Origin of the sequence: Porphyromonas sp. HMSC077F02, from assembly GCF_001815465.1 — a bacterium.
GTDB classification, from domain to species: Bacteria; Bacteroidota; Bacteroidia; order Bacteroidales; family Porphyromonadaceae; genus Porphyromonas_A; species Porphyromonas_A somerae.
The window spans coordinates 14,345-33,750 of record NZ_KV820686.1; the positions used below are offsets into that span (position 1 = coordinate 14,345).

Annotated in this window: 18 protein-coding genes; 4 read left to right on the top strand and 14 right to left on the bottom strand. The window is 51.4% G+C overall.

The features are described 5' to 3' along the window. Window positions 1–7: 7 nt before the first annotated feature. The 10 genes from HMPREF3027_RS07985 to HMPREF3027_RS08030 all read right to left on the bottom strand — a co-directional run bounded on the left by HMPREF3027_RS07985 (window position 8) and on the right by HMPREF3027_RS08030 (window position 9,324). The gene (locus HMPREF3027_RS07985) at window positions 8–679 is read right to left on the bottom strand and encodes a DUF3256 family protein (protein ID WP_070707951.1); all 672 of its coding nucleotides are present in this window, start codon (window positions 677–679) and stop codon (window positions 8–10) included. Further along, window positions 679–2,091, bottom strand: coding sequence for a glycoside hydrolase family 125 protein (locus HMPREF3027_RS07990; protein WP_070707953.1), 1,413 nt, complete (start codon window positions 2,089–2,091; stop codon window positions 679–681). Before HMPREF3027_RS07990 ends, HMPREF3027_RS07985 begins: the two co-directional genes overlap by 1 nt. A 1-nt stretch (window position 2,092) precedes the next feature. Further along, complete coding sequence (locus tag HMPREF3027_RS07995) at window positions 2,093–3,505, bottom strand: PDZ domain-containing protein (protein WP_246830565.1); 1,413 nt, start codon at window positions 3,503–3,505, stop codon at window positions 2,093–2,095. A gap of 82 nt (window positions 3,506–3,587) precedes the next feature. Then, window positions 3,588–4,115, bottom strand: a complete 528-nt coding sequence (locus tag HMPREF3027_RS08000; RefSeq protein ID WP_021903269.1) for a chromate transporter — start codon at window positions 4,113–4,115, stop codon at window positions 3,588–3,590. Beyond that, entirely contained in the window at window positions 4,112–4,702 is a 591-nt protein-coding gene (locus HMPREF3027_RS08005; protein WP_018027490.1) for a chromate transporter, read from the bottom strand. The genes HMPREF3027_RS08000 and HMPREF3027_RS08005 overlap by 4 nt, the downstream gene beginning before the upstream one ends. Before the next feature lie 53 nt (window positions 4,703–4,755). Further along, entirely contained in the window at window positions 4,756–5,607 is an 852-nt protein-coding gene (gene murI / locus HMPREF3027_RS08010; RefSeq protein WP_070707957.1) for a glutamate racemase, read from the bottom strand. Beyond that, window positions 5,607–5,981, bottom strand: coding sequence for a YccF domain-containing protein (locus tag HMPREF3027_RS08015; RefSeq protein WP_070707958.1), 375 nt, complete (start codon window positions 5,979–5,981; stop codon window positions 5,607–5,609). The genes murI and HMPREF3027_RS08015 overlap by 1 nt, the downstream gene beginning before the upstream one ends. A gap of 26 nt (window positions 5,982–6,007) precedes the next feature. Beyond that, window positions 6,008–6,943: a methionyl-tRNA formyltransferase gene (gene fmt / locus HMPREF3027_RS08020; RefSeq protein ID WP_070707996.1), complete on the bottom strand. Its 936-nt coding sequence runs from the start codon at window positions 6,941–6,943 to the stop codon at window positions 6,008–6,010. A 7-nt stretch (window positions 6,944–6,950) separates the two neighbouring features. After that, window positions 6,951–8,738: a chloride channel protein gene (locus HMPREF3027_RS08025; RefSeq protein WP_070707960.1), complete on the bottom strand. Its 1,788-nt coding sequence runs from the start codon at window positions 8,736–8,738 to the stop codon at window positions 6,951–6,953. A gap of 1 nt (window position 8,739) precedes the next feature. Continuing rightward, a complete protein-coding gene (locus HMPREF3027_RS08030) occupies window positions 8,740–9,324 on the bottom strand; it encodes an L-threonylcarbamoyladenylate synthase (protein ID WP_070707962.1) in 585 nt (194 codons plus the stop codon). Between the two features lie 304 nt (window positions 9,325–9,628). Between HMPREF3027_RS08030 and HMPREF3027_RS09635 the strand changes: the two genes are divergently transcribed. The 4 genes from HMPREF3027_RS09635 to trxB all read left to right on the top strand — a co-directional run bounded on the left by HMPREF3027_RS09635 (window position 9,629) and on the right by trxB (window position 15,161). Then, window positions 9,629–9,790: a hypothetical protein gene (locus tag HMPREF3027_RS09635; protein ID WP_168165887.1), complete on the top strand. Its 162-nt coding sequence runs from the start codon at window positions 9,629–9,631 to the stop codon at window positions 9,788–9,790. Between the two features lie 1,206 nt (window positions 9,791–10,996). Further along, window positions 10,997–13,564 (top strand): DNA translocase FtsK, encoded by a 2,568-nt coding sequence (locus tag HMPREF3027_RS08035; RefSeq protein WP_070707964.1) that lies wholly within the window; start codon window positions 10,997–10,999, stop codon window positions 13,562–13,564. Further along, window positions 13,564–14,181 (top strand): hypothetical protein, encoded by a 618-nt coding sequence (locus tag HMPREF3027_RS08040; protein ID WP_246830566.1) that lies wholly within the window; start codon window positions 13,564–13,566, stop codon window positions 14,179–14,181. The genes HMPREF3027_RS08035 and HMPREF3027_RS08040 overlap by 1 nt, the downstream gene beginning before the upstream one ends. 29 nt (window positions 14,182–14,210) lie before the next feature. Beyond that, complete coding sequence (trxB, locus tag HMPREF3027_RS08045) at window positions 14,211–15,161, top strand: thioredoxin-disulfide reductase (RefSeq protein WP_021902783.1); 951 nt, start codon at window positions 14,211–14,213, stop codon at window positions 15,159–15,161. A gap of 278 nt (window positions 15,162–15,439) precedes the next feature. Here the strand turns inward: trxB and HMPREF3027_RS08050 are convergent, their stop codons facing one another. The 4 genes from HMPREF3027_RS08050 to HMPREF3027_RS08065 all read right to left on the bottom strand — a co-directional run bounded on the left by HMPREF3027_RS08050 (window position 15,440) and on the right by HMPREF3027_RS08065 (window position 19,392). Continuing rightward, window positions 15,440–15,976: a 4'-phosphopantetheinyl transferase family protein gene (locus tag HMPREF3027_RS08050; protein WP_070707966.1), complete on the bottom strand. Its 537-nt coding sequence runs from the start codon at window positions 15,974–15,976 to the stop codon at window positions 15,440–15,442. Continuing rightward, a complete protein-coding gene (locus HMPREF3027_RS08055) occupies window positions 15,973–17,313 on the bottom strand; it encodes a hemolysin family protein (RefSeq protein ID WP_070707968.1) in 1,341 nt (446 codons plus the stop codon). The genes HMPREF3027_RS08050 and HMPREF3027_RS08055 overlap by 4 nt, the downstream gene beginning before the upstream one ends. A 40-nt stretch (window positions 17,314–17,353) precedes the next feature. Then, window positions 17,354–17,797: a single-stranded DNA-binding protein gene (locus HMPREF3027_RS08060; protein WP_070707970.1), complete on the bottom strand. Its 444-nt coding sequence runs from the start codon at window positions 17,795–17,797 to the stop codon at window positions 17,354–17,356. Between the two features lie 236 nt (window positions 17,798–18,033). Then, on the bottom strand, window positions 18,034–19,392 hold the full coding sequence (locus HMPREF3027_RS08065; protein WP_070707972.1) for a RagB/SusD family nutrient uptake outer membrane protein: 1,359 nt from the start codon (window positions 19,390–19,392) through the stop codon (window positions 18,034–18,036). Window positions 19,393–19,406: the final 14 nt, after the last annotated feature.

Consider the following 19,406-nt stretch of genomic DNA (forward strand, 5'->3'; position numbering starts at 1 on the left):
ATCAGTTTTATTTTTGGCTCCTTAGTTGTCCCCTCTTCCATTGATAGGTCACCCCATCTGGCTTTATCCATTGTCCCGCTTCGGGATATAGTTTTTGGTAAAGCGGTAGGTCGAAAGTGGTGACTTTGGTTGATAAAAGTAGCTCCGTTGGTGACCATTGATAGCTGTAAGCGAGGGTACCGACTTCCGAGAGCACCCGCTTTGTATCGTTGCGATTCAGAAGCTCAGGGTCGGTTACCAACTGAGCTAGTGGCGGGAAGCGGAAGTAGCTCAAGGTATCAAGTCGCCGCCATTGCTTATCGTAAAAGATGAGCACCGACTGCCATGGCACTACCTCACTCGTCAGTACAATACTGATCATATAGCCTCGCCACCCCTTTGGCAGCACCTTTAGCTGCATACTACTCATCTCATCAAGCTGCAGCTCCAGGTAGTCTTGGGTGAGTGTGCGGATGTTTGACGCTGTGCTGGTGAGGGAGTTGGGGATCTCCTTTAGGGTATAGATACGCCCCTCCTTATGGGCATCGTACTGAGCTAGTAGATCTTTCTTTCGCTCCTCGCTGAGAGTGGGCATCACGGTCTGTGGCATTGAGAGAAATAGCTGACGGATATCGACTCTCTGTGCTGTGGCAGAGAGAGCTATCAGGAGGGTCAGTAGGCTGAGGGAGAGTCGTCGCATCACTTGAGTTGATTGAGTAGGTCGAGTTTGCCTTCATCCACCAGTCGGAGGATCAGCTCTCCGAAGAGAGAGTTTTGCCATGCAAACCACTCGCGGGTGAAGTTGGTCGCATCATCCTTGTGGAAGGATTCGTGCATAAATCCAGTGCCAGCATCGGTGTCTAGTAACATCTGTAGGCAATAAGCAATCTCTGCATCGTCCTTTGAGGTAAATGCCCTCATCATAATGCTCATCGGCCATACCATATCATACCCAATGTGTGGCCCGCCGATCCCTTCGCCGGCACTCCCTTTGAAGAAAAAGGGATTCTGCTCACTCAGCACAAACCTGCGGGTATTCTGATAGATAGGGTCATCCAACGAGACATCCCCTAGGTAGGGCATTGCTAGTAGACTAGGTACATTGGCATCGTCCATCAAGTAGTGGTTGCCAAAGCCATCCACCTCGTAGGCATAGATCTTGCCAAAGGTAGGGTGGTCGTAAACGGCATACTTCTGGAGTGCCTGCTCCACCTCATTGGAGAGGGCGGAACACTCCGCTGCAAGCTCAGGTAAATGGTTGACCGTGGTGAGGATCTCAGCCATCTTGCGAAGTGAGGTGACCGCCATAAAATTGCTAGGCACTAAGAACTGGAAGTGGGTGGAGTCGTCGCTTGGTCGGAAGGCACTTGCGATAAGCCCTACAGGGCAAACTGGCTCGCCCCATCCGATGTTGCTCTTACCGTCAGTACTACGGTCTGTAACCCGCAGAAAGCGGTAGCTTCCTCTCCCCTCCTTGCGTTGCTGGTCACGGAAAGTGACAAGGATATTCTCCACTGCCTTTATCCAGGTCGCATCGAAGATAGAGCTATCGCCCGTCGCCTTCCAATAGGCGTAGGCAAGGCGTATTGGGTAGCAGAGAGAGTCAATCTCCCACTTCCGCTCATACACACCAGGGAGCATCTGCGTCTCATCGCTCTCCGCCCACTTCGACATGATCGGTCCATCGAGAAAGGCATTGGCAAAGGGGTCGAGGTTGATTTGCTTCAGCTGCATACGGATCACCCCCTCTATCATTTGGCGGAGGTGGTCGTCTTCACCCACATACCTCAGGTAAGGCCACACCTGCGCTCCACTATCACGGAGCCACATAGCGGCGATATCACCTGTGTAGACAAAGGTCTCGGGTAATCCCGCGTCATCTAGCCGGAAGTGCACGGTGGTATCTAGGGTGTTGGGCAGACAGTTGCCAAACATCCAGCGGAGTTTGTCGTGCGTTATTAGCTCCTGAACCCTCACGATATCACGCTCTATCACGGGCGAGGCAAAGAGTCGCTCCTGCTCCTTTGGGCGCTGGCTTTTATAGTCCGTTGCTGATGCCACTGAAAAAGTAACGAGTAGCAGGCAACATATCAGTATATTCTTCTTCATCATATTACATCAATTCGATATAGTCCTCCTTCTTCAGTACTGGCTTCATCGCAATTGGGATCACCTCATCACCTCGCTTAATCTCTACTACAATATCCTCAATGATAGGTTCGTGGACGTATGGGCGGTGGCTAAAGAGGTAGGTGAAGGCACCCTTGTACTTAGGGTTCTGCATCTTCTCAGCTATCTCCTTGTACTTATCTAGTCGCCAAAACTTATTGCCGTCAAAGCCATCGCTACTAGGGAAGCGAGTCTCCTCGTCGCGGAGCAGAAGGCTCTTCTTCAGAAAGGCGTGGTACCCATCGGTCATCGCCTTTACAGAGGCCTCCAGTGGCAAGCCATTAATGGTGAGGATACGGTCGCCCGGCAATAGCCCTGCTCGCTCTGCTGGACTTCCCTTCTCCACCCAGAGGAGTCGCTGTAAATCGTCGGCATCAAGGTAGATACCGATAGAGCGATAGGTGTTTTTGTGCATGACAAAGGTAGGGTTGGAGATATAGCGTAGAAAGGGGAAGTTGGAGAGCAATAGCGGTGCAAAGTTGTCGGCATAGGTCTCCACACTATAGGCACTATTGAGCCGCTCCCTTGCCTGCACACTCCAGATCAACTTCTGTTGCTTTGCATCGGAGATCTGTACCACCATCGTCAGTAGGTGCGACCCTGTGAAGCTAGGCGCGTTGATGCTATGGAAAGGGTACTGCTGGATATCCCCAGTGTGTGCGTTGAAGCGATAATTCTTAAGACCCTTCTCCACGTCACTCTCAGCCCCTTCACGGTAGTTGGGGTTAACGGCGAGGTCAGCTTGCACTGCCACCACCAAGTCTCCTCCCTTCTCCTGATACTTCAGACCTTTACGTACCAGCTCTTCGTAGATATTACGCTCCAGCACCGTCGGCCTACGACCCGTAGCGAAGCTAAAGCTACGATACTGTGCAAAGTCAATACGCTCGGGAGCACGGTAGTTAAAAGGCATAGTAAACCGGCGAGTAGTCACATCCTCCACACTATACATATTGAAAGCCCGAGCCAACATTGCTTCCGAGATCGCCTGTGCAGGGACACAATGCTTGCGGATAGTGATCGGCTTCTTGCGGTACCCGAAATTGGTCACTTGTAGCTGCACACTTCCCGCATTGGGATCTAGGAGCACACGATTGATCTCCTCTTCGCTCATCTCCTGTGTATTGACCCCATTGATGGTCTCGATAATATCCCCAGGTTTTAGCCCCGCTTTGGCAGCAGGTTGATCTGGTACCACCTCCACTACTACCGCATAGGAGTCGCCCCAATTCGCCTGATAACTGATCTGATAAAGTAGCCCTACTTCACACCGGCTACTCTGTGCACCCACCTTCTGAGCCATCACTGAGAGGGCACTCAGTAGGCAAAGGGCAGTCATTATAATTATTCTCTTCATTGCTCTAGTCATTTTCAATAAGTTACTGATACCTCAAAGATACTAATTTTCAGCCACATTACGGAGTAAAAATGGGCCTTAGTTAGATGTAGATAAAGTATCCAGCGATACCGCCGAGGATAATCACGAGGATAGGGTGAATCCACCTCATCACCACTGCCACAAAGGCTAGGAGGAAGAGGATCACACTAGTGAGGTCCACGAAGTTTTCTTTATTCAGAAGAAGCAAAAAGGCAGCTCCGATCAGCCCAACAGCAGCAGGGCGGATCCCCACAAAGAGAGCGTTGAAGTGCCGATTATTCTGAATGCGTGCAAAGGAGACGGAGATGAGTAGCACCAGCACAAAAGAGGGGATCATCACCGAGACGGTGGCAGCAACAGAGCCCCACACAGAGCCGGTAACGGTATAGCCTATATAGGTGGCGCTATTGATACCGATAGGGCCAGGGGTCATCTGCGAGACCGCCACAATGTCGGTAAACTCTTGCATCGTGAGCCAACCATAGTTGGTCACCACCTCCTCCTGAATTAGGGAGAGCATCGCATACCCTCCACCAAAGCCTACCAAACCAATCTTGAGGTAGACCAAAATAAGCTGTAGGTAGATCATTTCTCCTCACCTCCTTTCGACCGTACTATATATATGGTGTAGAACCAGCCCAAAAAGGCCGAAATAAAAATCACCGCTACAGGGCTCACCCCCAGTAACCAGATGCTCAGCGCCACTACAATAGGGATCCACACCCACTTCCATCCAAGTCCCAAAGCCTGCCATACCGTGATGGTAGGGGCGGCAATGAGGGCAACCACTACTGGGCGTATCCCTTTGAAGATCGCCTCCACCGTGGGGTTGTCCTTCACATCACTGGCAAACATCGCCAGCAACAAAATGATCACAAAGCTCGGCATGGTGCCGAAAAAAGCACAGACCAGCGCCCCCAAGAAGCCCTGAATGCGGTACCCCACAAAGATAGCAATATTCACCGCCAAGATTCCTGGAAGTGACTGTGCCATTGCAAAGAGGTCGATAAATTCTTTATCCTCTAGCCAACCATACTTATCCACCACTTCGGTGCGGATTAATTGGATCATAGCCTGACCGCCCCCAAAGGTAAAGCCACCAATGAGGAAAAAGGTCTTCGCCATTTGCAATAACTGGCGCCAATCGCGTCGTTTCTGTAGCCCTTTCTCTTTCATATCTACAAAGATACCATTTTATCTCTCCCTATCCTCCCCAATAAATGCCACAGCTAGGTGAGGGAGATGTGGGTGACTTGATCGGGGGAAACCGTCTCCTGCATAAAGTAGTCGGCCATGGTGGCAAAGCGGTGGTCGGCCTCGGTAGTGGCGTAGCGGGCCTCGCCGTTGGTGGTGAGTCGCTCCTCCATCTCTGGGTGTCGCCGTAGGTAGTCGAGGAGAGAGTGAGCCACGATCTCGCCCTGGGCGATTACTTGGATCTCCTTGGGGAGAGCTTGCTCTATTCTGGGAAGCAGAAGCGGATAGTGAGTGCAGGCGAGGATGAGTGCCTCCATCTTTGGTGCTGCACTCTGGAGAAGCGAGAGGTCACGCTGAATAAAGTAATTGACCCCCACATTGTCATCAATCTCTCCCCGCTCCACAAGGGCCGCCCAAAGGGGCGTTGCCTTTTGCACCAGGTGGGCGTTGGGAGCATACTTTTCCATCTCAATCTGATAGGAGTGGCTCGCAACGGTTGCTTCTGTTGCTACCAGTCCCACCTGCATCGGTTGTTGCTCAGTACATCGGCCGAGGTACTCCACCGTCGGACGTATCACCCCAAGGATCCGCCGCGTAGGGTCGGAACTATTGGGAAGGTCGCACATCTGCAACTGCCGGAGGGCTCGTGCCGAAGCGGTGTTGCAGGCGAGGATCACCAGCGGACAGCCTTGACTAAATAGATAAGCCACCCCCTGGCGAGTGTAGTGGTAGATTAGCTCAAAGGAGTGCGACCCATAGGGGGCACGAGCATTATCCCCGAGGTAGAGGTAGTCGTATTGGGGCAACCACTTACGTAGCTCCCCAAGCACGGTGAGCCCTCCATATCCCGAGTCAAAGACCCCTATGGCACCTTTGCTCCGCAACATCAGGGGTTAATAATGATTTCGCGTCCGAAAGGAGCCAAAGCCACCTTAGCCATCTTGAAGTGCTTTGTTCCCCAAGGAATACCTACGATGGTGATACAAAGGAGCAGCCCTATTGCTACGTGGGTAATAGCGATCCAGATGCCCGCAAATATTGCCCAAAGGATATTACCAAGTAGCCCAATTGGGTTGCGACTTGAAGGCGTTACCTCACTCCCGAAGGGAAAGAGCATCACCATCCCTAGTTTGAAAGATTGCTTGCCGAGTGGAATGCCAATAATGGTGATACAAAAGATCAATCCTGCGGTGAAGTACTCCAAGGCCGAAGCCAATCCGCCACAGATCCACCAAACAATGTTGAGAAGTAGATTAACCATAACCTATATATATAATGTGTAACTAACTAATTAAATCGCCCGCCCTCGGGAAGACTATTGCCGAGGAGGTAATCATAGATAGTGGTGCGTCGCTTATTGGGAAATTGCACCTCCCACAGCTCCACAGCCCCTTCAGTGCACTGCACCACCACCGACTCCTTCGTCACCCGATACTCCCCGGGCTGTAGCCTTTGTAGCGAAGGGCAAGGGGTTGCCTTGAAGACCTTGATCTCCTCCTCCCCTAGTGTAGCAATCGCCGAGGGGTAGGGGCTCATGGCCCTAATCCGTAAAGCTATAGCGTGTGCTGATTCTTGCTGAAAGCTGAGGAGCCGGTCCTCCTTAAATATCTTAGTGGCATAGCGAAGCCCCTCCACCTTTGGTTGAGGCTTAGGGGAGAGCGTCCCTTGCTCCAATCCCTGTATGGTTTTGAAGGTCACCTCCGCACCCAGTTGCATCAGCTTATCGTGGAGTGAGCCCCCTGTCTCCTCGGTAGTGATGGCAATCTTTTCTTGTAGTAAAATATTGCCCTCATCAATGCCCTCATTCAGGAGAAAGGTAGTCACCCCCGTCTCCTTTTCGTCATTAAGGATCGCATGCTGAATAGGTGCCGCCCCTCGATACTGCGGGAGTAGAGAGGCGTGGAGGTTAAACGTGCCCAAGCGGGGCATCGCCCACACCTCACGGGGGAGCATTCTAAAAGCAATCACAATAAATAGGTCGGCTCCGAGTGCCTTGAGCTCGGCATGAAACCCTTCGTCACGTAAGTTCTCAGGCTGTAGGATAGGTACGTTAGGGCAATACTTCATCGCCACCTCCTTCACTGCCGAAGGACGTAGCTTATGCCCTCGCCCAGCCGGCTTATCGGGATTGGTCACCACTCCTACCACCTCTGCCCCTTGCTCAAGGATATACTGTAGGATATAGCTGGCAAAGTCGGGAGTTCCGAAATATACTATCTTCATCTTATTCTTAATCTCCTCCAAAGTTATCATTCAGTACCTCGCGGTATTGGTTGAATATCTGCGACTTAGAGACAAAGCCGAGATACTTCCCCTCCTCGTCTTCTACAGGGAGGTTCCAAGCCCTCGTATCATCAAAGAGCTTCATCACCTCATCCATACTCATCCCCACCACCACACGTGCTTCGGGAGATACCATAAAGGTCGCCACTTTGAAGCGGTCGTAGAGCTCGGGTCGGAACATGATGTTGCGGATATTATCCAGTAGCACCATCCCCACCATACGCCCCTTGTCATTCACCACCGGGAAAATATTGCGCTTACTCTCGCCAAAGATACGCACCGTATCGCCCAGCGTCATGTCGGGCGAAAGGATGCTAAAGTCGTTTTCAATCACGTGATCCACTTGCATCAGCGTCATCACCGCCTTATCCTTATTGTGCGTCAGCAGTTTCCCCTCCTCCGCCAACCGTAGCGAGTAGATACTGTGGGGTAGGAAGAGCTTAATCGTACCATAGGCCGTGGTGGAGACCACCAGAAGGGGGAGAAATAGATTGTACCCACCTGTCAGCTCAGCGATGAGGAAGGTACCCGTCAGCGGGGCATGCATCACCCCTGCCATTACCCCCGCCATGCCCATGAGGGCAAAGTTGTCGGTAGGAAGGTAGATATTGAGACCCGAGATATTCATTACATAGCTAAAGGCAAAGCCCACCAACGCACCCACAAAGAGACTAGGCGCAAAGACACCGCCGGCTCCACCACCCGCATTGGTCGCCACTGTGGCAAATACCTTTGCCAGTACCGCTAATGTCAAGAAGAGGGGAAGTGCCCACGTGGTGCCGGTTAGTTTCTCGAAGAAAGAGCCTTGCATGACCCGCTGTGGCTCGGCGCTAATTAGCGTGCTGATAGAGTTATACCCCTCACCGTAGAGTGGGGGAAGCAAAAATATTAGCGTGCTGAGGATCGCCGCGCAGACCAGAAACCTCTCCCAATAGTGTGTCATCCCTTTGAGCTTGCGCTCCAGCCCAAAGGAGATCTTGGTGAAGTAGAGCGAGGCGAGTCCGCAAAGAGCTCCTAGTACGATCACCCACGGCATCCTACCGAGTGTAAAGGCCTCTGTCGCTTCGTAGGCAAACTGTGCCTCGGTACCAAAGATCAGGTAAGAGAAAGAGGCAGCGGTTACCGAGGAGATAAGTAGCGGTAGTACAGAGGTGAGGGTGAGGTCCATCAGCAGCACCTCCACCACAAAGATAAGTCCCGTGATCGGTGCCTTGAATATCCCCGCTACCGCCCCCGCTGCACCGCACCCCAAGAGGAGCATTAGGTTTTTATGCTCTAGGTGAAAGAAGCGACCGATGTTGCTCCCGATCGCCGAACCAGTCATCACAATAGGCGACTCTGCACCTACCGAACCACCCATACCAATGGTGATAGAAGAGGCGACAATAGAGCTCCACATATTGTGTGGCTTCAGCCGACTCTTACGCTGGCTAAGGGCATAGAGAATCTTGGTGACGCCGTGGCTGATATCATCACGCACAATGTACTTCACAAAGAGGTAGGTAACGAAGACACCCACCACCGGCGTGATCAGGTAACCGATATAGAGGTCGTCGACCTCGGAGAAGGACGCTGCGTGGTCCGCAATCCAATGGATCGACCCCTTTAGGATCGCAGCTGCAAAGGAGCAGAGCACCCCAATCACGAAGGCAAGTATCAGGATAAAGATCTGCTCTGGAATGTGCTTTTCGCGCCACTCCAAAATCTTTAGCACCGATTTATGCTCCTTGCTCATCCTATCTTAGTACCTTGAATTGTCCATCCACCTCCAGCTTGATAATGCTCGAGGCAGTGGCAGGCCTCCTATCGCCTTGTCGATATTTCACTACATAGTCCACCCCTTCGAGTATCTCTTGAGAGAGCTCTCCGAAGTGTGCCGGACTAGGTGCTCCCGATACATTGGCAGAGGTGCTCACAATTGGCTTCTTAAATCTTAGGCAAAGATCCCTACAGAAGGGCTCACTCTCCACCACTCGGATCCCCGCACTCCCATCCTCTGCCAAAAGGTTGGGTGCCAATCCATGCACCCCAGGGTAGATCACCGTGAGTGGGGTGGGGCTTGCCTCAATCAGGTCGTAAGCGATCTCAGGCACCTCCTTCATAAGCCCTTGCAACTTGGCCGAGCTATCTACAATAGAGATCAGAGCCTTGGCACTCGCTCGGTGCTTTAGTTCAAAGACCTTCCGCACCGCCTCCTCGTTCGTCGCATCACAACCAATGCCCCAAATCGTATCGGTAGGGTAAAGGATCACCCCACCCGCCTCCAGCACCCTCAGTGCCTCGGCTAAGTCCTCCCGCTCGTATCGTTCGTCTACCTCCATACTGTTCCTCTGATTTTGATAGCGAAGTTACCACTTTTCTAATTAATCACCTAATCCCCACCTGTTTCGCTCAGGGCGTAGGTGTTCTTTCTGTTTTTTTTACATATTAATCATCCTTATCCCAAAATTTTATACACTCTGCCTCCTCTTTTTCGTAGGCTATGTTTATTTTAAGCATCATAATGTAGTCAAAGAGCGGCGTTGTTGAAGTAGGTTATTTTGATAGCGTCAGCACTTTTTTGTTTTAATTTATTTGATTATATTTGAAGGGTAATTAATATTGATAACTTAAAAGCGATAAATTATGTCAAGAGCTAAATTTGATGGCAAGTGGAGCAAGGACCTAATTACAGGGAAAAGAAAAAGAACTGCCGGAGACGATTCGTTTCTGGAGAATAATGATCAAGTATGGATTAAATTGCTTAAGGGACTTCTAGACCTATTGCATGGAAAGAGGCAGTACTAATTCTGCTTTATAATGTTGGACCATTATATGGTCAGCGCATCTGCTTTGATTACAGGGCACTGATTTCTTTTCACGTGCGAATTCCATCGCATGTGTACTTGTTGAAGTGTCGCACGTGTAAAGTGTAGGTGGTACATATTACGCTAGTTAGTTGTGCGAACTTGGGTTTCGTTGTGCACAGGTCTTTGGTGTTTTATTTCCATGGCTTGTGCTCTTTTATTACATCTTTCTTCAACCCCGCTTTCATGGGTGATAAATAAGTCGATAATAGCCCAAGAACTCTTGTGGGTGGAGAACCTATTCTAGGATTAGTTTAAGTGTCCTAGGTCATATTGTCCGACCCGAAGGGATCGAGTATATACATGTGCCATTTCTCATCCCCTAGTCGTTCGGAACTTCGCTCCTCCGACAAGGGGCTACAACAAATCGGATCTCTGCCGAGGTTCTTACTCATAGCCCTCCCGCTAGAAACCATACGGTAAAAACCTTCTAATGCATAAGTTAATGACCCTATAAAATAGGAGAAAGTAGTGACCCAAAAATCCAATTTATAACAAACTGATATTCAATACCATATAAAATAGAAAACTGAGTTGCAACTAAGCGATCGGCGAGTTGCAACTAAGCAAATGCCGAGTTGCAACAAAGCAATTGCTTAGTTGCAACTAAACTTTTGACCACTTTGCTGTTGCTTTTTTAGGCAGTTGTACGAAGACCATCAGCCCCCTTATTTGTGGTATGGATTTATCCGTGGATGTTAATTGCAGGGGTTACGCATTAGAAAGACCTTATCGTATGATCTTTAGTGAGTTGTCTACGAGAAAGGACCTCGGCAGAGGTCCCTCTTAAATAGGCACAGGTCGGAGGGGCAAAGCCCCGAACGACCTGTGTGTAAGAGCATATTCCCTACCTCAATGACCCCGGTTGAGGGGTCAGACCTAGATAGGGTTGTCCGACCCCTTAGCCGGGGTCGAAGGGGTGTTTTGCTCATCGTTATACACAGGTCTTCGGCACTGCGTGCCTTGACCTGTGCCTATTTAACACGGACCCCTCAGCCGGGGTCCTCACCTATAGTCACACCTATGAATACTTTACGGTAAGACCTTTCTAATGCGTAGCGTTGCCTCTTTTTTGCGGAGCGGGGGTGGGGTTATTGTGCTAGGATTTGGGTAAGTTTGCAGAGTATAATATTATTGTATTGAGTTGATGAGCAAGAAGAGGATCGTTAGGGAGAAACCGGTGGAGAACCGCCGTAGTCGGTCGGGTGAAGAGATTGAACTAGGGGGTAGTCTGAGGGAGCGAGCAGGTCGTTTCTTCAGGGGCATGATGGGTAAGGAGCGTATGCTCCCCGTCTCCATTGGTTTGCTACTCTTTGGTCTGGGTCTTTTTATGCTCTATGCCTTTGTCACCTATCTCTTTGAGGGGTCTGCGGACCAGAGTGTGTTGCTCGATCCCGACCTTGCCGATGTGGCGGCTCAGGCCGAGGCGATGCAGGGGAGCAGCGGGGTGGTAGGGATGCATCTGATGCATCTTATGGTGAATGAGTGGGTAGGTCTGGGAGTGATTTTTGTGATCATCCTTCTCCTTGCTATGGGTCTTGGTTTGCTAGGGCCTGCCAAGGTCAATTACCCGAAGCTGATCATCTTTTCCACGATTGCTACCTTTTGGTCGTCGCTCTTCTCTGCTACTATATTCCGCCCTATCGCAGCTAGTTTTTTCTTTTACCCAGGTGGCATTTTGGGGGAGACGGTACGGGTTTGGCTAGAGATGAGGGTAGGAGGTTTTGGCCTTTGGCTGGTGATTATCCTGACCCTCTTGCTGGTGCAATTTCTATTTTTCCAGGGGATTCGTGCCAAGTACAACCGTTGGGCAGAGGCGAAGCGCACTGGTGTGAAGAGTGACGAGGCGCCTAAGCGAAAGGGGTTGCTATCGTGGTTCCGACGCAATAAGTCAGTGGACGATGGCGATGACGAGGGAGAGCTCCTTGAGGATATCCCTGAGGACCCCTATGTAGCCCCTTCTGAAACGAGTGAATTGGCGGAGGAGGAAGAGGAAGAGACGCCTCAAGCCCCTACCACGATTACCTTGGAGCCAGAGGAGGCACCAGCACCTCCGATGCCTCGGCCTGACCCTATCATCCACAGGAGTGAAGCGGGAGATGGGGTGGATATGGTGGTGATGGACAATCGTAGCATGCAGGACGAGGTGACCAGTGCCGAGCTACGTGCCAAGCAACTGGTGGAGGAACAGGGGGAGTACGATCCTACCCTAGAACTGGCGGGCTTTGAGATGCCTTCGGCCGACCTCCTCAAGAAGTATGAGCAGCAAAATGAGGAGATAGATACCGAGGAGATAGAGCAGAATAAGCGGCTGATCACCACTACTCTGGAGAGTTTCAGAATAGGGATTAAGTCGATTAGTGCCACGGTGGGCCCTGCCATTACGCTCTATGAGGTGGTGCCAGAGGAGGGCATCCATATCTCTCGTATCCGTGGGCTGGAGGATAATATCTCTATGAGCCTTTCGGCGATGGGGATTCGTATCATTGCACCGATGCCGGGCAAGGGGACGATCGGTATGGAGGTGCCAAATAAAAAGCCTCAGGTGGTGAGTATGCGTTCGGTGATTCTCTCCAAGAAGTTTGCCGAGAGTACCGCGGCCTTGCCAGTGGCGCTCGGGCGTACGATCACCAATGATGTCTTTGTCTTTGACCTTGCCAAGACACCGCACCTCTTGGTGGCAGGAGCAACGGGGCAAGGTAAGTCGGTGGGGCTGAATGCTATTATCACCTCTTTGCTCTACAAGCTTCACCCCTCGGAGCTGAAGTTTGTGATGGTGGACCCTAAGATGGTGGAGTTTAGCCCTTATCGTCAGATTGAGAAGCACTATATGGCGAAGCTACCCAATGAGGATCAGGTGATCATCACCGACCCTAAGCGGGTGCAAGGGACGCTGGAATCGCTCTGTGTGGAGATGGACGACCGCTATGAGCTACTCTCGTCGGCGCATGTGAGGAATATCAAGGAGTATAATCAGAAGTTTAAGCAACGGCTCCTCAATCCGGAGAAGGGGCATAAGTTCCTCCCCTACATTGTGTTGATCATCGATGAGTATGGTGACCTGATGCTCACGGGAGGTAAGGAGATCGAGGCACCTATCACCCGCTTGGCACAGAAGGCGAGAGCGGTGGGTATCCATGCGATTATCGCTACGCAGCGACCCATGGCGTCAATTATTACCGGTGCCATTAAGGCCAACTTCCCTGGTCGCCTCGCCTTTAAGGTCTCTTCGGGTATTGATTCTAAGATTATCCTAGATGCTCAAGGGGCTAATCGTCTGATTGGCCGTGGGGATAGCCTTTTCACTACGGGCAACGACCTCACCCGTGTGCAGTGTGCCTTTGTAGATACCCCTGAGGTGAATAGTTTGGTGAAGTTTATCTCTGACCAGAGAGGGTTTAGGGAGGCGTACGAACTACCAGAGGTGAAGCCTGAGGGTAGTGACCTCGCTGGTTCTCTGGCTACTGGCGAACTAGATCCTAGTAATTGGGACGAATTCTTTGAGGCGGCCGCCCGTAGGATTGTGCTGGATAACCGCCCTTCGGCGAGCTACATTCAGCAGATATTTGGAGTGGGTTACAACCGTGCGTCTCGTATTATGGTCCAGTTGGAGCATGCGGGTATTATCTCGGGTGCTGATGGCAATAAACCACGTGAGCTTCTTATCACTACGGAGGAGCAGTTGGAGCAGTTTTTTGAGGAAAATAGAAAGTAATGATGATGAAGATACAGAGATGGCTACTAGCGTTGCTCCCGCTGTTACTCGCCTTTTCGGCCGAAGCACAGGAGCAGACGCTACAAAAAGCAAAGCGATATTTAGATGCCTCTAAAGGGCTACAGATAGAGTATCAGCTGACGATTGGGGAGGATAGTGAGCAGGGGAGTTACTATGCACTAGGCGAGGACTTTTGTCTGGAGAGCCCTTCGATACGTGCGTGGCACCAAGGGGGCAACCTGTGGGTCTACATTCCGCAGAATGGGGAGGTCAATCTCACCCAGCCTTATAAGGAGGACCTACTGGAGCTCAATCCTCTCTTAAACCTTAACCGTATTTCTGCCAAGACCTTTAACCTCAAGGAGTCGACCACAGGGGCGGTGACGACCATTAAGGCGACCCCTAAGCAGAAGGAGGAGATAGAGTGGCTAGAGGTGCACCTCAATAGCCAGTGCGAACCGCTCTCTATGCGGGTGAAACAGAGGAGTATATCGGTGCCGATTGTGCTGAAGGTGACTAAGCTACGGCAGAGTGCCACGGCTCAGATGAAGCAGAAGGGCTTCTTTCGCTTTGATGCGAACAAACTCCCAGGGGTGACGGTTATAGATTTAAGGTAACTGTTTAATGACTAATAAGATATAGAGATATGGAAACAATCAAGACGAAGCTACTCATCATAGGGGGCGGACCAGCAGGATATACTGCGGCGATCTATGCCTCAAGGGCCAATCTTTCTCCCGTGCTAGTGGAGGGAATGCAGCCAGGCGGGCAATTGACCACTACCACTGATGTGGAGAACTTCCCCGGCTATCCCGAGGCGGTGAATGGCACTCAGATGATGATGGATATCAAGAAGCAGGCGGAGCGCTTCGGCACCGATATGCGTGATGGTGAGGTGACAAAACTCGACCTCTCAAAGCGTCCGTTTAAGGTGGAGATCAATGGTGGCGACTCTGAGATTATTGCCGAGAGCATCATCATCGCCACTGGTGCTAGTGCCAAGTACCTAGGTCTGCCCGATGAGCAGAAGTATATGGGTATGGGCGTTAGCGGTTGTGCTACCTGCGATGGTTTCTTCTACCGTGGTCAGGATGTGGCTGTGGTAGGTGGTGGAGATACCGCCTGCGAGGAGGCTCTTTACCTCTCTCAGATCTGTAAGAAGGTCTACCTCATGGTGCGTCGTGATGAGCTACGTGCCTCAAAGGTGATGCAGGACCGTGTGCTGAAGAAGGAGAATATTGAGGTGCTCTGGAAGCAACAGGCCGAAGGACTTTATGGGGAGAATGGTGTCGCTGGTGTCCATGTGGTGAAGAACAAGGGCGAGGCGAATGAGGAGCGTTATGACCTACCAGTCCAAGGCTTTTTCCTCGCCATCGGGCACAAGCCTAATGTCGACTTCCTCGGCGGTCAGATTGAGCTCGATAAGCAGGGGTATATCCTCACGAAGGACGGTATGCCTAATACCAATGTAGAAGGCGTCTTTGCTGCTGGTGATGTGGCTGACCCTCACTTCCGCCAAGCGATTACCGCTGCGGGTAGTGGCTGTAAAGCTGCGATGACGGCGGAGCGTTTCCTCGGCGAAAACCCACTGAAGTAACGACTTTGCACGCTGGGTTCCACTGCAAAGGACCTCGCAGAGGTCCGATTTGTCGTAGCCCCCATTCAAGGGCGTAGCCCGATGAATGGGGGAGAAATTGAGGAGCGTTATCTTACGACCCCTTGTGGGTCGGACAAGTAATCCTAGAAAAGGCTGTCCGACCCGCAAGGGGTCGTTTTATATATATGGTGTCTATTACCCCCGGTCGTTCGGGCTATGCCCTCCGACACGGGGGCTACAACAAATCGGACCTCCAAGGAGGTCCTTATCCTTTGAATTTAGACGGTTCGGAGCTCTATCTCAATGTCGGTGGCGACGGTGAGGTAGAGCTTTTCTATTGATAGGTATTGGGAATGGACGGATTGAGGCAACTGCTCTCCGCTGTCGGTGGTAGCGATGCAGAGGGTAGGGGAGACCATCTCTATCTGGTTGATGCCTTTGGAAAGCTGCTCCGAATGGGCTTTGTAGACCGCTTCTTTGGCGGTCCAGAGTTGTATTGGTGGAAGTCCGTACTTCTTTAGAAGGGTTTGCTCTTCAGCGGTACTATAGCGAGGCAAGGTCCGCTCAGCCTGCTGAACCTTCTCCTCTACATCAATGCCAAGTGGCGTTCCTAGCGGTCCGATAGCCACCGCCAGCCAGTGCTGTGAGTGCGAGATTGAGAGGGCACAATCGGGGTGCTCCTCCAGCCTTGGTCGCCCCTTAGTAGTATATGAAATAGGAGAGGAAAGTACCCGTTGCTTCGCCCTTTGCACCGCCTCTCCTCGCTCCAGTTTCTGCTCTATCGGCGTGAGAAAGATCAGCACCTTCGGGCTCATTCCTCTACTTCTGCTTCGCCCTCAGTGTCGGGATAAAACTGCACCTTGCTAATACGCCGGCGCCCCATTTCACGCACCACAAAGCGGTGTTTGCGGATATAGATCTCCTCACCCACCGTCGGGAAGTCGCCCTTTGCCTCCAGTAGCATTCCACCAAGGGTGTCCACCTCCTCCATCTCCTCCTCGATCTCCTTGTAGTCGGGCACTCTGGTGATACGCAGGAAGTCCACAATCCCTATCTTGGCGTCGAATAGAATACTCCCATCGGGTTGCTCCGTGTAGAGCACCTCCTCATCGGTATCGTATTCATCTTCAATCTCCCCCACGATCTCCTCGAGTAGGTCCTCCATGCTCACTAGTCCGCTAGTGCCACCAAATTCATCCACCACTATGGCGAGATGAATCTTTTCGGTCCTAAACTCCTCCAATAGACTATTGATCCGCTTGCTCTCCGGCACAAAGAAAGGCTCCCTAATCAGCGGTTGCCACGCAAAGTCATCGCCCTCCGAGAGGTGCGAGAGTAGGTCTTTGGCATAGAGGACTCCCTTGATATTGTCGATCCGTTCATCGTAGACAGGCATTCGAGAGTACCCTTTGTTCACAATCAGTGCCTTCACATCTTGGAAGCTATCCTTCAGATCCACCGCTACAATATCCATACGGGGAGTCATCACATCATTGACTGTTTTGCGATGAAAACGGACAATCCCATGGAGGAGTTGCTGCTCCTCTTGGTCGTCGGTGGTCAGAGCAATAGCCCGCTCGAGATCGCTCTCCGTCACCTTGCTCTCCTTACTGATAAAGGGCTTAGTGGCTCCGGCTCCTATCTTCACTAGGAGGTGGACGATTGGCTGAGTCACCTTCATCAGGTGTCGGAGCGGACCAATCATAAACTTCGTAGCCGCAAGGGCGTGGTTTTGGAAGTAGACCTTCGGGATAATCTCACCAAAAAGGAGGACCAAAAAGGTGATACCGATCACCTGTACTATAAAGCCCAAAGTCTGTGCCTCGCCGAAGTCAAAGAGTCGGCTCACGGCATAGCTCGTGAGCATGGTGATGGCAATATTCACGAAGTTATTCATCACCAAGATAGTGCCGAGTAGGTAGTCCGAATTGGCAAGTGCCTCTAGCACCTGCTTCTCTCGCTTCTCTGAGCTATCCTCGAGCTGCTCAATATCCTTGGGGCGGAGTGAGAAAAAGGCCACCTCCGAGCCTGAAAAGAAACCACTCAATACCAAGCAAATAAGTGCCAGGATGAGTGCAATGATCACTGGTGTAGTGATGGGATAGGTCACTACACCTTCGAATAAACTGGATAAATAACTCGGGTCGTCCAAAATATCTATTGGTCTATATTATTAGCGGTTGTGTGCTCAATCAAAAGGGTAGCCCATCGGGATTTTTCTCTAGCTCCTCAAAGAGGTGGCCGTATCGCTCTTGTACCTTCTTCTCCGTTGGAGTGGTAGTGGCCACCTCCTTTCTCTTAAGAAGGGTGATCTCCTTGGCGATGATAAAGGTATGCGTGGTAAACTGCCCTTGCTTATTGTAGCTACGTGTATAGGTCAGCCGCCCCGATACCTCCACCAGATCCCCAGGGAGTAGCTTGGTACCTACCTCCTCTGCGAGTGCCCGATAACAGATAATCCTATGCCAGTCGGTCACCTCTCCACTGCACTCCAGTGCCTCCTCGGTGAGATGGGTAGGGGCATGTGTGGCGAGTGAGAAGCGTACAGCACAGGTGGTAGGGTCGTACCACCGTATGTTGGGCTCCTTCCCCACATAGCCTACCAGACGGATAGCATTTACTGTTTGGTCGTCCATTCAATTGGTATCCTTTGTTTTACGCCTCAAAGATACCTATTTTTTGATAATTGGAGTGTTTCCCCCCTGACGATTGCATTGTTGTTAGTCCAGCTTTATGTTGACTTTAAACCTTTAGTCCTGTGCGGTGCCCCCCGAATGGAAGCCTCCTCACAGGACTAAAGGAACAATACTCGGGTACCTATCCAATTTTTTACCTTCAAGGTGCTCCTCTCTATCTATCTTCTGTATACTGTTTACTCAACTAGCTGGGGATTAGCTTCCTGAGCTGAAAGCGGAATGCGGAGTACATAGCGAGCATCGCCTTGCTGGAGATGGTACTCCTTACCCTCTACCACCTTGGAGAGTGCTGGCTGAGTTGTCCGCTTGTAGTCGTACCACTCATGACCCTCTACGCCTAGCTCCTTTTGGCGCTCTAGTAGAATCTCTTGCACCAGAGCCTCTCCAGTGAGGGGCTGTAGCTCCGCCATACGGGTTGCCAGAGCCTCTGCCGTGTATCGCTTCGTGAGGAGGGCAGAGAGATATTGCTTGGCCTCCTCCGCCTTGCCCAGCCTTGCTGCTGCCTCTGCAGCATTGAGGTAGATCTCTGCTCGGCGGATTGTAGGGCGGTAGTCCTTCCCTTGTATCTTATTCTGCCCAGGCTTAGACTCCCACGTATTCATATCCGTGAGCTCCGTGAAGTAGTACTTCTTCCTAAGGTCGCCCTCTGTAAAGCTATCAAAGTACCCCTGCTCCACAAAGGCAAATTCACGGATGGCTTGACCGAATAGCTCCTCCAATGCCCAGATGTTTTCTGCAGATTGGTAGTGGGTAGGTAGCAAGAACTCCTTTGCATCGCCCTGATTAAGGTCGACCAGCTCTTTGCTGATCCCTAGTACCTTTTGGCACTCCTCTAGCACTTCCGACCACTCCCCTTTGTAGAGCGATACCCTTGAAGCGATGGCAAAGAGTGCCTCTCTAGAGCCCCGGTACTTGTACCTTGGCTCACTCCATTGAATCGTGTTGAGGTACTTCTCCGCCTGCTTGAGGTCCGCCTCAATCTGGTCGTACAATTCGCCAAGCGTCGCCTTCGGGAAGGTCTGCTCAATATCTATCGTGCCATTGATGGGCACCACCTTAGTATTGCGTGCCCCTTCACTGTACTTAGGACCATACATATTGGTCAGTTCAAAGTAGGCATAGGCGCGTAGGAGATAAGCCTCCCCTACGATCTGCGACAGCACCTCATCCTTAGGGGTTACCTCTTGGATAATAGAGTTGCAGTAAAAGATCACCGTGTAGAAGCTCCCATAGGTATACTCCTCCGTTTGCCCCTTAGTATCCGCTCCGTCCTGCCACGTGTAGATATTGCGGTAGGCGGGGAAGCCCGAGAGACCATAAGGGTCGATATGCGGGGTCACCTGCAGTCCACGCATCGTGAGTAGCTCCTTGTGGCGTGGAAAGGCATTGTAGCCCTGATTGAGTAGAGCTCGCTGCTCCTCCGTCGTCTCCGGAATCACCTGCCCACGAGGCACGATATCCAAGTACTTGTCGCACGAGCTCCAGAGCATCGAGAGTAGCAGTAGTATTGGTAAGTATTTTAGTTGCTTATTCATATGCTTGAGTTACT

Excerpts from the sequence above, each read along its gene's own strand:
- HMPREF3027_RS07985 (WP_070707951.1), bottom strand. The coding sequence starts at position 679 with ATGCGACGACTCTCCCTCAGCCTACTGACCCTCCTGATAGCTCTCTCT.
- HMPREF3027_RS07990 (WP_070707953.1), bottom strand. The coding sequence starts at position 2,091 with ATGATGAAGAAGAATATACTGATATGTTGCCTGCTACTCGTTACTTTT.
- HMPREF3027_RS07995 (WP_246830565.1), bottom strand. The coding sequence starts at position 3,505 with ATGAAGAGAATAATTATAATGACTGCCCTTTGCCTACTGAGTGCCCTC.
- HMPREF3027_RS08000 (WP_021903269.1), bottom strand. The coding sequence starts at position 4,115 with ATGATCTACCTACAGCTTATTTTGGTCTACCTCAAGATTGGTTTGGTA.
- HMPREF3027_RS08005 (WP_018027490.1), bottom strand. The coding sequence starts at position 4,702 with ATGAAAGAGAAAGGGCTACAGAAACGACGCGATTGGCGCCAGTTATTG.
- murI (WP_070707957.1), bottom strand. The coding sequence starts at position 5,607 with ATGTTGCGGAGCAAAGGTGCCATAGGGGTCTTTGACTCGGGATATGGA.
- HMPREF3027_RS08015 (WP_070707958.1), bottom strand. The coding sequence starts at position 5,981 with ATGGTTAATCTACTTCTCAACATTGTTTGGTGGATCTGTGGCGGATTG.
- fmt (WP_070707996.1), bottom strand. The coding sequence starts at position 6,943 with ATGAAGATAGTATATTTCGGAACTCCCGACTTTGCCAGCTATATCCTA.
- HMPREF3027_RS08025 (WP_070707960.1), bottom strand. The coding sequence starts at position 8,738 with ATGAGCAAGGAGCATAAATCGGTGCTAAAGATTTTGGAGTGGCGCGAA.
- HMPREF3027_RS08030 (WP_070707962.1), bottom strand. The coding sequence starts at position 9,324 with ATGGAGGTAGACGAACGATACGAGCGGGAGGACTTAGCCGAGGCACTG.
- HMPREF3027_RS09635 (WP_168165887.1), top strand. The coding sequence starts at position 9,629 with ATGTCAAGAGCTAAATTTGATGGCAAGTGGAGCAAGGACCTAATTACA.
- HMPREF3027_RS08035 (WP_070707964.1), top strand. The coding sequence starts at position 10,997 with ATGAGCAAGAAGAGGATCGTTAGGGAGAAACCGGTGGAGAACCGCCGT.
- HMPREF3027_RS08040 (WP_246830566.1), top strand. The coding sequence starts at position 13,564 with ATGATGATGAAGATACAGAGATGGCTACTAGCGTTGCTCCCGCTGTTA.
- trxB (WP_021902783.1), top strand. The coding sequence starts at position 14,211 with ATGGAAACAATCAAGACGAAGCTACTCATCATAGGGGGCGGACCAGCA.
- HMPREF3027_RS08050 (WP_070707966.1), bottom strand. The coding sequence starts at position 15,976 with ATGAGCCCGAAGGTGCTGATCTTTCTCACGCCGATAGAGCAGAAACTG.
- HMPREF3027_RS08060 (WP_070707970.1), bottom strand. The coding sequence starts at position 17,797 with ATGGACGACCAAACAGTAAATGCTATCCGTCTGGTAGGCTATGTGGGG.
- HMPREF3027_RS08065 (WP_070707972.1), bottom strand. The coding sequence starts at position 19,392 with ATGAATAAGCAACTAAAATACTTACCAATACTACTGCTACTCTCGATG.